Below are 13,806 nucleotides of genomic sequence, written 5' to 3' on the forward strand. Positions count from 1 at the left end.
ACCCATGTCTTGGCACAAAGCCTGCTCGATAAAAGGATTACTATCGACGTAAACAACCAGCGCCTGAGCGAGGTACTAAAAATAATCAGCAGCAGAGGGAATTTTTATTTCTCCTACAACAGCAACATTATTGCCAACGATAGCCTGATCTCTTTCGCAGCTTATAACAGAACTATAAAACAGATCCTTGACCAATTGTGCGGCAACCAGTACAAATGGCAACAAAACAATAATTACGTCATATTACGAAAAGCCCCGGTTACACCACCGGAACCGGTTACCAGCCCTACCCCGGTTGTTGAAAAATTATACACAGTTTCCGGTTACGTATTAAATAGTGAAACCGGTGAAAAAGTAGGAAATGTAACCATCTATGAAAAGCAACGCCTCGTGTCTACCATGTCGGACGACAAAGGCTTTTTTAGAATAAGATTGAAAAGCAGATATAGTACGGCTTCGCTTACTATAAGCCGGGAATTGTATGAAGACACCACCGTGGTTATTAAACCAAAATTCGATCAGCAGGTAACCATTGTAATGACCCCGCTTGAAACCAGCACCCCGGTGGTTACCATCAGCCCGGTTGAAAATGAATTGCCCGATACTTTTGTAGTTAAACCACCTGCTGATATTTTTACTGCTCAATTCATTTCAAAGGAAGAGATCAACCGCGTGGAGAAATCACGCTGGGGTCAATTCCTGTTATCGGCCAAACAAAACATCCAAAGTCTCAACCTGAAAAAATTCATGGCCGACCGTACCTTCCAGGTTTCCTTAACACCCGGTTTAAGTACGCATGGTAAATTAAGCGCCCAGGTAGTGAATACAGTCTCCGTAAACGTAATTGGCGGGTATACTGCCGGCGTGAACGGAGTTGAAATAGGCGGCGCTTTCAACATTAATAAAACCGATGTAAAGTATGTGCAGGCCGCCGGACTGTTGAACTTTACCGGTGGGTCGGTTAAAGGCGTGCAACTGGCAGGTATGCATAACCATGTGCTGGGCAATGTTGATATTGTTCAGGCCTCAGGCATTGCCAATTTTGTAAAGGGCAATGTAACCGGTGCGCAAATGACAGGCATCTATAACCATGTTGGAAAAGATGTAAAGGGTTTTCAGGCATCGGGCATTGCCAACTTTGTAAGAGGCAATGTAACCGGCGCACAGGTGAGTACCATCTACAATCACGTAGCAGGATCATTTACCGGCTTCCAGGCCAGCAACGTTTCCAACTTTGTATATGGAAAATTTACCGGGGTACAATTGAGCAATATCTATAACGTTTGTTACGACAGTCTGTTTGGTGTTCAGGCAGCCAATATTATAAACTTTGCGCATAAGCAGGTTGCAGGCGCACAGCTGGCCATTGTGAACGTTGCCACCCGGGACTTAAAAGGCGCTCAATTAGGCTTATTCAATTACGCAAAAAAATTACGCGGGTTCCAGTTCGGACTTATTAACGTGGCCGATACCTCTGATGGCTATAGTCTGGGGCTCATCAACATTGTATTTAAAGGCTATCATAAAATAGCGCTCTCCACCAATGAAACCATGCGCTTCAACGCTGCCTTTAAAACCGGTAACAGCAAGTTATACAGTATTCTCTTAATGGGTTTCGATCAGCGGCAAAAGGGTGCCGACTCAAACAATGTATTTTCGCTTGGGTATGGTTTGGGGCATGAATTTTCGCTGAACAAATGGTTTAGTATTAATCCTGAATTTACTTCACAATACCTGTACCTGGGAAATTATAAAAGCACCAACGTGATGAATAAACTGCATCTGCAATTCAATGTCAAGTTTGGCAAATACTTTTCCATCTTTGCTGGTCCCTCCTTCACCACGTTTTACTCTGACCAGAAAAAAACATATCCGGGCTGGAACTATTCTATCCCATCTTCTGGTTATCACACCTTTGAATTATGGAGCCACGACGTAAGAGGCTGGATTGGCTGGAACGCCGGTATCAGCATCTTCTAAAGATCACGAATTTTCCTTGCTAACATAGGGGAACAACTTCGTTGAGTTGTCATACTGCAAATTAAATTTCTATGATAAATGGGAAAATTGCAGTATGCCTGAGTGCCTGCCTCTTATTGAAAACTGTAGTGTTTGCACAATCAACAAACAGTAATCCTTATAATATAAAAGTACCTGCACGTGCGGGGGTATTACCTAACATCAGTACACAGGGTAAAAACGACAAATTCACCACCAGCAACTTTTCACTCAATTTATTCGGTGGTTACACCGGTAGTGTAAATGGATTGGAGCTTGGTGGCTGGTTCAATATTGACAAACATGATCTGAAAGGGATGCAGGCTGCGGGCTGGTTCAACGTAGTGTATGGAGATGTAAAGGGGTTACAATTGGGCGGCTTTTTCAATGGCGCCAAAAATAATGTATCGGGCGCCCAGTTTGGCGGGCTTATGAACTACGCTAATAAGAATGTAAATGGGATGCAGAACGCCGGCATCTACAACCATGTGGCCGGTAACTTTACAGGGTTTCAAACTGCAGGCATTTGTAACTACACGCAACAATCAGTAAAAGGATTTCAATTAGCCGGTATTGCCAACATCAACACCGGCAACACCAAAGGCGTTCAGATGGCAGGCGTGGTTAACTACAGCAAACACCTGAAGGGTTTGCAAATTGGCCTCATCAATATTGCCGACACCTCCGATGGTTTTAGCATTGGATTATTAAACATTGTAAAAAAAGGGTATCACAAAATAACCCTCAGCTCCAATGAAGTGCTGAATGCCAACCTTGCTATAAAATCGGGCAATAAAAAACTGTATAACATCTTAATGGTGGGCATCAATGCCGGTGGAGATAATAAAATTTTCTCGTACGGCTATGGCCTTGGGCATGAAATAAACGTAAACAAATGGTTCACCGTAAACCCTGAGCTCACTACCCAATACCTGTACCTTGGCAACTGGAACTACCTGAACCAGTTAACCAAATTGCAGGTACTGGCTACCGTTAAACTGGCGAACAACATTGCCATCTTTGGCGGCCCTTCCTTTTCCGTGTATTACTCCGATCAGTTAGAGCAGGTGAAAGGATATAAATTCCTGGTACCCCGGGACAGCTATCACACTTATAATCTTTGGCGCAATAATGTAACGGGATGGGTTGGATGGACAGCGGGGATTAGCTTTCTATAAATTAAAAATGAGGAAGGAAGAATTAGAAAGGAAAATGCAGTTGATTGACTTCAATATTCAACATTGGACATTCTAAATTCGATATTTCTTTCTTCCCCTTTCATTTCTCTGTTTTTCATTTTTCATTCTTCATTTCTTGGCCCTTTGCCCTTTGCCCTTTCACCACTGCCTACTGCCTTTTTTCTAATTAACCATAGGGGTTCGTTCTTCACCAATTGTCACAGTGCAAAGTAACAATCATGATCAACACCAAAATAATCACCTTGCTTATGGCAGGTATGTTATACTATTTAACAGGCTTTGCGCAACTGGCGCAAAACATCAGGGGCACTGTTACGGATCAACTGTTGCAAACACCTATTGCCGGCGCAACAGTGGTTATTACGGGTACCGATAAAAAAGTGGTAGCTGATTCATTGGGTAATTTCAGAATACCCAATGTAGCTGCAGGCACTTACACCCTGTTGATTACCTGCATCAATTACGCCGATGCAGTTGCCAGCAATATAGTAGTGAATACCGGCAAGGAGGTAGTGTTGACCATTACGATGGAAACAAAGGTAAGAACCGAAAAAGAAGTTGTAATAACCGCCAACAGTAAAAAGAACCGGCCGCTCAATGACATGAGTGTGGTTAGCGCCCGCGCCTTCACAGTAGAGGAAACACAGAAGTATGCGGCAGCGGTAAATGATCCCTTACGCATGGTTACCGGGTTTGCCGGCGTGGCCAGTGCTGATGATGGGGGTAACGATATTGCGATAAGAGGAAACGCCACTACCGGTTTATTATGGCGCATGGAAGGCGTTGATATTCCCAACCCCAATCACTTTAGCGAAGCAGGCGGCAGTGGCGGTGGTATTTCTATCCTAAGTTCTCAAACCCTGGCTAATAGTGATTTTTTAACCGGCGCCTTCGCCGCTGAATATGGCAATGCATTAAGCGGCGTATTTGATCTGAAACTCAGAAAGGGCAATAACGAAAAAAACGAGTACGCGCTGCAGGCAGGTTTTCTGGGTTTGAATGCAGCAGCAGAAGGTCCATTGGCGCATAAGGGTTCTTACCTGGTTAACTACCGGTACTCTACCCTGTCGCTATTAAACAAAATGGGGCTCGATCTGTCGCAGGGCACAACCAATTTCCAGGACCTTTCATATAACATTTATCTCCCCACAAAAAATAAAGGAATTTTTACGGTATTTGGTTTTGGCGGATTGAGTTCCGACAACCAAAAGATCGAAACCGATAGTTCTAAATGGGAAATGCAGGATGACCGGTACGCCGGTAAGTTCATCGCGAATACTGGCGCTACCGGCATCACGCATACTATCCCCATCGACAATCAAACTACCCTGAAATCGGCGCTAGCATATTCCTATACGGCCAATTCCTATAACGAGAAATATGTGGAGAGCAGCAAGAGCAATACCAGAACGGGATGATCCCGGTGTTGAACTATAAAGTAGAATGGTAATCGCATAACAATTATTTATCATAAATATTACAACCATGAAAAATTTCCATTTAGCACTCTGTGCGACCTTATTATTCATCGTTTCCACCTCGTGTAAAAAGATCACCGGTAAAGGACCGGTAGTAGTAGAAAGCAGGCAAACAGCCACCTACGATGCTTTGAACCTGAACATCCCGGCCAACCTTTATTTTAAACAGGATTCTGGTTTTAAGCTGGAATTACAGGCCCAGGAAAACATCCTGGAAGAAATCGAAACCGTGGTTATCAATAACGAGCTGCAGGTGCGTTTTCGCCACGAGATCACCAAGGTGCGCAGCAGCGAAGGCATTACGGTATTGGTAAACGGACCCAACGTACGGTCTTTTAAGGTAAGTGGCTCAGGTTACCTTGAAATAACAGACCCCATAACGCCTGCCAATTTGGTTTTACAGGTAAATGGCTCCGGCAACCTCAAGGTTAACAATGTAAATACATCTGAAGTAAATGCCAGTGTAGACGGTTCGGGCCAGATAACCGTTAGCAGCGGCAATGCCAATACGAACAATCTGAGTGTGAGCGGAAGCGGGTTAATAAATGCATTGGACTTACAGGTAAAAGATGCCCGCGCCAATATTAAGGGTTCGGGTAACATCAACCTGTTTGCCACCCAAAGCCTGGATGCAACCATTTCAGGCAGCGGTGATGTTTTGTATAAAGGCTCACCAGCAGTTACTACCCATATTTCAGGTTCAGGATCTGTAAGACATCAGTAATGGCAGAAGAATTATACTTATAAGAATAATTATAACACAAAATACCAGTTAACAAAAAGATAATGCAGACTTAATATTACAGAGGGAACAAGCAGTTACATGATTGACATTTATCAAAAAACTGCTCGTTTTTTCCACAATACACAATTAATAATCCACACCGCATTTCCCGTATAGTGAACAGGTATATTTTTGGCGGGAGTTTCCTAATAATTTCTTAACCCGCTAATTGCCGCATTATGAAATGGGTGTATGTTAACCAGCCTTCTGTTTATATTAGAAAATATCAACTGACAGAAGGCGACAATACAAAACTGGTAATAAAGTATAATCTGGACCAACAATCAGTACGTATTAGCAGCGAAGAGAACCACCGGCTTTTTTTATCGACAAAACAGGATTATGGCACAACAGGACTATTCTGAAAAATGAATATGGCGTCGAGATCGGCAGACTGGCTATTGACAAGGTTCACGGTACCGGGATCATAGAAATTGAAGGAAAAAAATACTACTACACGTTGCAGAACAATTCGCAACTGGTGGTATTTGAGCATACGGTAACCATGCCGTTGGCTGTATGTGACATGGTAGAAGCTCCTTCCTTTGCTTCACTGTCGGCCAACAAGTACAGCAACGAAGAATATGCCTGCTTTCTGCTGGGCGTTTGCTGGTACCTGTTTCCGCTTACTGCAGCTGAACAACCGGAATTTGCCGTAGCCAGCGTAGCGTAATAATTTGCAATCGCCTCCTTTACATTATAAGAGGATGCATCCTCCGCCTGGCGGATGCATCCTCTTTTTATTTGCATACCCCGCTAAAACCGGCTTATAGATCAGTGTACGAACGTATTCTGCAGAACCGTTTTTGAATTGCCGTTATGTATGAATATAAAATAAACACCTTTTTGTAAGCCGGTATAATCTACAGGTATATTATAGGTACCGGGCGCATAGGTTTTATTGGTCAGTGTTTTTATTAACCGCCCATCAGTTGCATACAGGTTCACTTTCACTTTTTCAATTGTAGTAACCCCAAAACGGAGTGTCGACAACCCGGTTGTTGGATTAGGCAGCACCATTGGTTTAACTTCAGCCGGGTTAACACCCGTAACAAGTGTTTCCATTCTTGCACCGGTAGCAGCGCTGCAGGAAGCCTCGGTTGGATTATTTCCGGAAATTTCTATCCAGTCGATGTTGGCAAACTCCGCTGCAGTTGTTGTTTCCAGCCTGATCTTGTTTGCACCGGCCACTAATGTAACCGGAATTTGCGCAGTAGTGGTCCAGGTGCTCCAGGTGGCTGTTTTAGGGAAGGACACCGCCCCATTCACCAGTACCCCATTTACCAATACCCTTGCCGTTGTAGCGCTTTGTGAGCCGGCATTGGCATAACGCCAAACCAGGTTATACGTACCAGCCGCTCCGGCACTTACTGCCCAGGTAATTCCCTGTCCGCTCGAATTGCTCAGGTTTATATAATAACCGCCATCTGCCCCGGTATAAGTATTTTGCCTGGAACCATTGGCGCTGCAATAACCGGTACCTGTACCTGATTTATCATCGATGCGTAAAGTAGTGCCCGTGCCTCCGCCACCGCCAGTGGTGGTGAAGTTGGCAGTAACACTGGTGTTTGCATTCATGGTAACAGTGGTGGTAGTATTGGTACCACTTGCGCCATCGCTCCAACCGGTAAATGTATAACCCGATGCAGGCGTAGCAGTCAATGTAACAACGGTGCCCGGTGCATAAGTACTGGCGTTCGGGCTGCGGCTAACTGAACCACCCGCAGCGGGATTGGCCGATGTGGTTAACACAAAGGAACTGCTGGTGCCGCAACCACATTGGGTGGGCGAAGGCAACGTAGCCCCTGCCCCGCAGGTGGCGTTACTTACCAAAGCTTTTACATTGGCTGCCGGGGCTATATTCATGGAATAAGCAGGCGTAAAAGAAGTACCACTGCCAGCCGTGTTACCGGTGGTATTGTTATACACGTTATTGCGGGAGGTTACCGCGGTGAAATTATTTTCGTACAGATCGATGGGTGTATTTACGCCATCAAAATAATTACTCTCTACCAGGATATCGGCTTCTATTCCGGCACGAACACAATAATTGTTTCCGGGGCTATCGAACAAATTATTCACTACATGCACCTGACCAAAACGTACGCGGGGCATGCGTTCAATCACTCCTGTGGTCCACCAGTTGTATACCATGGTTACTTTCAACCGGCCGCGGTCAGATGTTTTGCTGTCTGAGCTTCCTATTAAATTGCAAAACTGGTGATTCTGGGAAGCAGAAGTGTAATGGAATTTCGTCCAGGAAACGGTAATGTAACTGGCGCCATTGGAGATGTCTAAATTACCGTCCTGACCGTCATAAATATCGCAATGATCTATCCAGATATTGGTGGCAGCAGCATCCTGGATGGTGATGCAATCCACGCCATCCACATCCACCGAACCAGGCCCCTGTACGATCATATTTCTTATGATTACATTGCTTGCCTTGATATCGAAACCACCATACAACTTAGCGCCGGGTAAACCAATGATGGTGGTATTGGCAGCTACTTTTACCCGGGTACTAACGCCAGCCCCCATGGTGCCGCTTACATAAATAACTCTTGAGCCTGATCCATTGGCCTGGGAAGTAAGATCACTGATATTGGATACAGTTACAGGTGTTGCATTACCACCACCCGTTGTACCGCCGTTTTGTGTACACCAGCCTACAGGTGCGCATTGGTCCTGTGCATACGACAACGAAAAAAAAGTCATCAGCACGCACAGCAGGAAAAATATTCTGCTTTTCATAATAGTTGTTTTTGATTAATGAGGAATAAGGAAGGGCCGCCTTCCGCCGTGGCGGAAAAACGGCCCTGGTGGTTGTTTTATCTGGTCAGGATATTTTGCAGTAGTTTTTGTTTACCATTAAGGTTTATTGATATAAAGTAAACGCCTTTCTGCAAGCCTTTATAGTCAACAGGAACGGCATGAGTACCTGCTGCGAACGTTTGATTGGTCAGGATTGACACCAGCCTGCCATCTGATGCAAACAGGTTTATGATCACTTTCTGCTGACTGCCCAGCGTAAACCGCACTGTTGACAACCCGGTTGTTGGGTTAGGCACAACAATGGGCGCTCCTTCTACCATGGTAGTGGTTTCGCTCTCTGTTGCCATTCTTGCACCGGTGGCAGCACTGCAGGAGGCTTCGGTTGGGTTATTCCCGGTAATTTCCATCCAGTCGATATTGGCAAATTCAGAAGAAGCAGTTGTTTCCAACCTTATCTTGTTTGCACCGGCAACCAGGGTAACCGGAATGGCAGCCGTGGTGGTCCAGGTGCTCCAGGTTGCTGTTTTAGGGAAGGACACCGCCCCATTTACCTGTACCCCATTTACCAATACCCTCGCCGTTGTAGCGCTTTGTGAGCCGGCATTGGCATAACGCCAAACCAGGTTATACGTACCAGCTGCTCCGGCGCTCACCGCCCAGGTAATACCCTGTCCGCTCGAATTGCTCAGGTTTATATAATAGCCGCCATCGGCCCCGGTGTACGTATTTTGCCTGGAACCATTGGCGCTGCAATAACCGGTACCCGTACCTGATTTATCATCGATGCGCAAGGTAGTGACCGTGCCACCACCGCTGGTAGTAAAGTTGGCAGTTACACTGGTGTTCCCATTCATCGTAACTGTTGTAGTGGCGTTGGCACCACTGGCGCCGCCGCTCCAACTACTGAATACATAACCCGATGCCGGGGTAGCAGTTAATGTAACCACAGTACCGGCCGCATAAGAAGTTGCATTCGGACTGAGGGTTATGCTGCCGCCTGCCGAAGGGCTCACTGTAGTAGTTAAGGCATACGTGGCGCCGGTGCTATTGGTGAAGTTGGCGGTAACCGTTTTAGCTGCGTTCATGGTTACAGTTACCGAAGCGGAAGAACCGGTAGCATCACCGCTCCAGCCGGTAAAGGTATAGCCACTGCTGGGAGTAGCCGTAAGCGTAACAACCGTACCGGATGCATAAGTAGTGGCGTTCGGACTGCGGTTAACTGTTCCACCGGCTGCAGGTGAGATATTGGTGGTAAGAGAATAAGAGGTAGATGTATTGCCGGATTCAATAGCGCCCAGGTCTGGCGCGCTGCCGTTGTAGGTAATACCGGTAGAGGTAACACCCGCGTTTATAAGATCGCTGCCTGCCGCTAAATTTAAAAACCCGTTTGAGGTTGGGTTAGCAGCAGGACCAGGCGTTAAGGTTACAAAATCGGCTGCTGTTACGGTAAAACCACCCGCAGCTCCCTGAAATGAGTTTGGTGCTGTGGCCGTACCAATAATGCGATCATTTGAACCACTCTGGAACGACAGGTTATTTTTAAATACACTGGTGCCGCCATCGAAATTGAAATTGCGTTCAGGGTTATTGTATGAAGTGCAATTGGTAACCTCAATGCTACCCAGGTTCCTGTTGTAAGTAAACCCGTGCTGACCATTGTTAAAAGCAGTACATCTTCTTACAATATGGTTCACTGAAATATCTTCGCCACCCAGTTTAAAACCATTCTTATCACCATTGCCCGATGTAGTGCCATCAGTAAGGATCCCATTGTCGTGAGAAATACAGCCGTCAAGCGTTACGGCGCCGATGGGCCCGGTATCAGGTTTTGTGTAAAGGTCCCAGCCATCGTCGATATTATTATGTGAAACACAATTGCGAAAAACGTTTCCGGCGCCGCAGGTCAATTTGGCGGCAAAACCATCTGCATCTTCATTGTCCGGGTCCTTATTGTCGTACGACTCACAATTAAGGATCAGGTTATTACTGGGCCATTGTGCAATGGTGGTATAATTGGTGTTATACCGGCTTAGCTGCAAACCCGTATCGGCATTCTTTCTGAAAATACAGCTTTCAATGGTGTTGTTATCACCAGAAAGCAGCATGCCATTGTCACCGGCGCTTTCGATGATCAGGCCTTTTAAATGCCAGTAGCTGCCATCCAGGATAATTCCGCGGTTGGATGAGGAAACAGCCATTCCGGCAAAACTAATTACCGGTACTTCACTCCCATAAGCAAAAATGTTTTTAGGTGCAGATACAGTGCCGCTGTTCGATTCTGCAATCAATACGGTGGCGGTTAAATTATACGTACCACCCCGCATATAAATAGTGCTGCCTGCTATAACAGTAGCAATCGCATTAGCCAGGGTAGTTGGCGCTGAAATGGAAGTGCCCGGATTGGATGCACTTCCCGTAGGAGAAACGTACAGATCCTGGGCATGGGTACCCACATAAACTAAGAATAAAGAAGATAATAGCAATAGCATTTTTTTCATAAAACAAGCTTTAATTAAAGAATAAATATGCCGAACGCTGAACACTAAACGCTCAACGCTGAAAGCCGAAGGCTGAAGGCTAAACGCAGCTTTCCCCAGTGCCTTTTGCTATTAAGCATGAGGCATGCAGAAGACAAAACACTCAAAGCTAAATGCACCATCCTGGGCGCATTACGCGTTAAGCATTACGCGTTAAGCGTTACGCATTAAACGTTACGCATTAAGCGTTGCGCGTTAAACATTATCTGGGTAATTGAAGAAAAAATCCGGGGAATGGGTAATTAATAACTATAGGAAAGTTAAAAAGAAGTGAATTATCACAAGGTGCTGTAAAGACATTTTTTTACGCAAACGTTCCCGGAAGCGTGTGCAATACAATTAACTATCGTTCAACCACAACCGTGAAAATACGGTCAGCAACCGGGTATAACGAAGAAGAATGTACTAAGTTCATTAATCAAACTGTTGATACAGGCTGGCTTACCTGCAAAATATTTTTTAGCAAAAAGGGTTCGCCACCAATCGTAAAAACCCCATACGCTAAGGATTCCTTAACATCCACATTTTCATACAACCCTTACCATTTCTTTTTGTTAATGTAAACGATTGCTATTCTATTGATAATGAGGCATTACTGCACCTCCTGGCACCGGTTTTAACTTTTGCCGATTTTATGGCACGCTTTTTCAAGTATGTATCCTGTCTTGATTGAATAACCTAAAATCGCAGATCATGAAACGGATATTATACACAACCACAGCAGTAGTAGTAAGCGCAGCTATGTTGATTTCGTCGTGTAAGAACAATGACAACAAGCTGGAATCAGGCAGTGTAACTGTTGCACCTGATACCATCTCCCAAAAGGAGTATAACGATTATAAAGCCTGGAAGGAACAACATAATGCCAAAGCAACTACCCCCCCTGCTCAAACTGTCGTAGTGCATAAACATTATACAACAGTCAACGAAACACAACCTGCAGCACAACCGGTCAAAAAGAAGAAAGGTTGGAGTAAAGCGGCCAAAGGAACAGTTATTGGCGCCGGGGTTGGTGCAGCAGCTGGTGCTATTATAGTTAAAAAGAACCGGGGATTAGGTGCAGCCGCCGGTGCGGTATTAGGTGGCGGCGCCGGTTATGGCGTGGGCCGTTCTATGGATAAAAAAGATGGAAGGGTAAGCCAATAGGCAATTGACAAATAAGCAATTAACAATATAAAACAAGGCCTCCCGAGTTTAATCGAGAGGCCTTTTGTTATTTGGTTTAATGGAATGTGCGTGTTTTTACCAAAAGCTCAACAAGTTTTAGGCCACTTGCACCTGCTTAATTACCGTCAGCAACATATTATTTAAATCCATAAAGGGTGCATCTTTCGCCACAAATCCGTCGGCCCCCAATTGAATCCCTTTATTGATATATATGCTGCTATCCTCCATGGAGAAGAAAATAATCTTCATAGCCGGCCAGTCTTTCTTTAAATGAACGGTGGTTTCCAACCCATTCATTACCGGCATATTAATATCCAGTACACATATATCAGGTGTATTGCTTTCGTGTAATTTATCAAGGAACTCCTGCCCGTTTTCTGCCTCCATAACTACATTGTATCCCAATGACTTAAGGCGAAACTTTACGCTTTCACGAATCAGGGCGTTGTCGTCTACTACGGCTATAGTGATAGGTTGTTCTTTTTTCATAGTTACTTCCATTTTTCAAAAATTTCTGTATCGCAAATCGTTAAAGGTCTTTTAAGGGCTGCCCTACACAAAAGGTGAGACATTCCCTTTATTACTAATACACCGGAGTGTCTGGAATGACAAAAGATTTTTCCAGAGAGATCAAAAATGAATAGTTTTCTGTTTTCCAATAAGTAATTGCACTTAAGATGAAGGCAATCAGGCGCATTTTTCGTTTTATGGCCGCACCCCGACGGCCCGGATAAGCGTTTTTTCGCCGAACCGCTTTTTTACACTATCGATCGCCTGATACAGTTTGATCATTTCCTGAGTATCTTCAAATAAGCTGATCTGGTAATTTCCCGGAATGAGGTGGGTAAACCGGATACCCAATAACCTGATGAGTAATCGCCGTTCGTACAACTTATTGAACAGCTCCCTGGCCGTTTGTAACAGCACATGGTCGGCATTGGTATAAGGAATGGTAATTTGTTTGGTAAAGGTCTCAAAATTAGAATATCGCACTTTCACGGTCACACAGCCGGTCAGCTTGTTTTGTTGCCGTAACTGAAAAGCAATTTCTTCTGTCATGCGTACCAACTGGCTGTGCAGGAAATGGGTATCGATGGTGTCTGTTTGAAAGGTGCTTTCGGTAGAAATGGATTTCTGCTCATGATAGGGCACCACCGGCGTTTCATCGATGCCGTTTGCCTTCCGCCACAGATCGATCCCCGGTTTTCCCAATAAATTCTCCATCATTTCTATAGGGATCTCACTTAACACTTTTACCGTTTCAACACCCATCTTTAACAGCTTATAACCGGTTTCCTTCCCAACGCCCGGGATCTTTATAATGCTGAGGGGCGCCAAAAACGACTTTTCGTTCCCAAAGGGTATCTCCAGCTGTCCATTGGGTTTTACCTCATTGGTGGCCACCTTGCTGACGAGTTTATTGGAAGCCAGCCCCCAGGAAATGGGCAGGCCGCTTTGCTTATAGATCTTTTTCTTTAGCTGATCTGTGTACTGCAAACACCCAAAGAACTTATCCATGCCGGTAAGGTCGATATAGAACTCATCAATACTCGCTTTTTCAAAAACAGGAACCGTATCTTTTATCACATCGGTCACCAGGCGGGAATATTTGCTGTAGGCCTCTATATCGCTTCTTACAACAATGGCTTCCGGACATAACCTGCGGGCAGTTTTCATGGGCATGGCGCTGTGAATGCCAAACTTGCGGGCTTCATAGCTACAGGCAGCTACCACACCCCGGTCACTGCCTCCGCCTACCAGCAATGGTTTGCCACGAAACTTCGGATTTCGCAGGGTTTCTACTGATACAAAAAAAGCATCCAGGTCAAAATGTGCAATATGTCTGTCCTTCGATAATAACATGGTTG

General features: G+C 45.0%; 11 protein-coding genes. 7 read left to right on the plus strand and 4 right to left on the minus strand.

Annotated features, from left to right (window positions below; translation table 11 throughout):
• Positions 1-9 precede the first annotated feature (9 nt).
• The 6 genes from NIAKO_RS37065 to NIAKO_RS22580 all read left to right on the plus strand — a co-directional run bounded on the left by NIAKO_RS37065 (position 10) and on the right by NIAKO_RS22580 (position 6,132).
• A complete protein-coding gene (locus tag NIAKO_RS37065) occupies positions 10-1,980 on the plus strand; it encodes an LA_2272 family surface repeat-containing protein (protein ID WP_049815585.1) in 1,971 nt (656 codons plus the stop codon).
• 71 nt (positions 1,981-2,051) lie between these two features.
• Positions 2,052-3,176: an LA_2272 family surface repeat-containing protein gene (locus NIAKO_RS22560; RefSeq protein ID WP_014220768.1), complete on the plus strand. Its 1,125-nt coding sequence runs from the start codon at positions 2,052-2,054 to the stop codon at positions 3,174-3,176.
• 239 nt (positions 3,177-3,415) lie between these two features.
• Positions 3,416-4,615 carry a TonB-dependent receptor gene (locus NIAKO_RS22565; RefSeq protein WP_014220769.1) on the plus strand — a complete coding sequence of 400 codons (1,200 nt, stop codon included), beginning with the start codon at positions 3,416-3,418 and terminating at the stop codon, positions 4,613-4,615.
• Positions 4,616-4,682: 67 nt separating this feature from the next.
• A complete protein-coding gene (locus NIAKO_RS22570) occupies positions 4,683-5,399 on the plus strand; it encodes a head GIN domain-containing protein (protein WP_014220770.1) in 717 nt (238 codons plus the stop codon).
• 239 nt (positions 5,400-5,638) lie between these two features.
• Positions 5,639-5,824 (plus strand): hypothetical protein, encoded by a 186-nt coding sequence (locus NIAKO_RS22575; protein WP_014220771.1) that lies wholly within the window; start codon positions 5,639-5,641, stop codon positions 5,822-5,824.
• Between the two features lie 95 nt (positions 5,825-5,919).
• A complete protein-coding gene (locus tag NIAKO_RS22580; protein ID WP_041347160.1) occupies positions 5,920-6,132 on the plus strand; it encodes a hypothetical protein in 213 nt (70 codons plus the stop codon).
• 101 nt (positions 6,133-6,233) lie between these two features.
• Here NIAKO_RS22580 and NIAKO_RS38185 read toward each other — a convergent pair whose 3' ends face one another.
• Positions 6,234-8,213: a pectate lyase family protein gene (locus tag NIAKO_RS38185; protein ID WP_014220773.1), complete on the minus strand. Its 1,980-nt coding sequence runs from the start codon at positions 8,211-8,213 to the stop codon at positions 6,234-6,236.
• Between the two features lie 77 nt (positions 8,214-8,290).
• A complete protein-coding gene (locus tag NIAKO_RS22590; RefSeq protein WP_014220774.1) occupies positions 8,291-10,732 on the minus strand; it encodes an InlB B-repeat-containing protein in 2,442 nt (813 codons plus the stop codon).
• A 732-nt stretch (positions 10,733-11,464) separates the two neighbouring features.
• On the opposite strand from NIAKO_RS22590, the gene NIAKO_RS37075 reads away from it, so the two are divergent.
• A complete protein-coding gene (locus NIAKO_RS37075) occupies positions 11,465-11,917 on the plus strand; it encodes a glycine zipper domain-containing protein (RefSeq protein WP_014220775.1) in 453 nt (150 codons plus the stop codon).
• Between the two features lie 117 nt (positions 11,918-12,034).
• On the opposite strand, the gene NIAKO_RS22600 is transcribed toward NIAKO_RS37075, so the two are convergent.
• Entirely contained in the window at positions 12,035-12,427 is a 393-nt protein-coding gene (locus NIAKO_RS22600; protein WP_014220776.1) for a response regulator, read from the minus strand.
• 216 nt (positions 12,428-12,643) lie between these two features.
• Complete coding sequence (dinB, locus tag NIAKO_RS22605) at positions 12,644-13,801, minus strand: DNA polymerase IV (protein ID WP_014220777.1); 1,158 nt, start codon at positions 13,799-13,801, stop codon at positions 12,644-12,646.
• Positions 13,802-13,806: the final 5 nt, after the last annotated feature.

The sequence above is a fragment of the Niastella koreensis GR20-10 genome (genome assembly GCF_000246855.1).
GTDB lineage: Bacteria > Bacteroidota > Bacteroidia > Chitinophagales > Chitinophagaceae > Niastella > Niastella koreensis.

Bases quoted from the DNA above. Each gene is read 5' to 3' on its own strand.
- NIAKO_RS22560 (WP_014220768.1), top strand. From the start codon at position 2,052: ATGATAAATGGGAAAATTGCAGTATGCCTGAGTGCCTGCCTCTTATTG.
- NIAKO_RS22565 (WP_014220769.1), top strand. From the start codon at position 3,416: ATGATCAACACCAAAATAATCACCTTGCTTATGGCAGGTATGTTATAC.
- NIAKO_RS22570 (WP_014220770.1), top strand. From the start codon at position 4,683: ATGAAAAATTTCCATTTAGCACTCTGTGCGACCTTATTATTCATCGTT.
- NIAKO_RS22575 (WP_014220771.1), top strand. From the start codon at position 5,639: ATGAAATGGGTGTATGTTAACCAGCCTTCTGTTTATATTAGAAAATAT.
- NIAKO_RS38185 (WP_014220773.1), bottom strand. From the start codon at position 8,213: ATGAAAAGCAGAATATTTTTCCTGCTGTGCGTGCTGATGACTTTTTTT.
- NIAKO_RS22590 (WP_014220774.1), bottom strand. From the start codon at position 10,732: ATGAAAAAAATGCTATTGCTATTATCTTCTTTATTCTTAGTTTATGTG.
- NIAKO_RS37075 (WP_014220775.1), top strand. From the start codon at position 11,465: ATGAAACGGATATTATACACAACCACAGCAGTAGTAGTAAGCGCAGCT.
- NIAKO_RS22600 (WP_014220776.1), bottom strand. From the start codon at position 12,427: ATGAAAAAAGAACAACCTATCACTATAGCCGTAGTAGACGACAACGCC.
- dinB (WP_014220777.1), bottom strand. From the start codon at position 13,801: ATGTTATTATCGAAGGACAGACATATTGCACATTTTGACCTGGATGCT.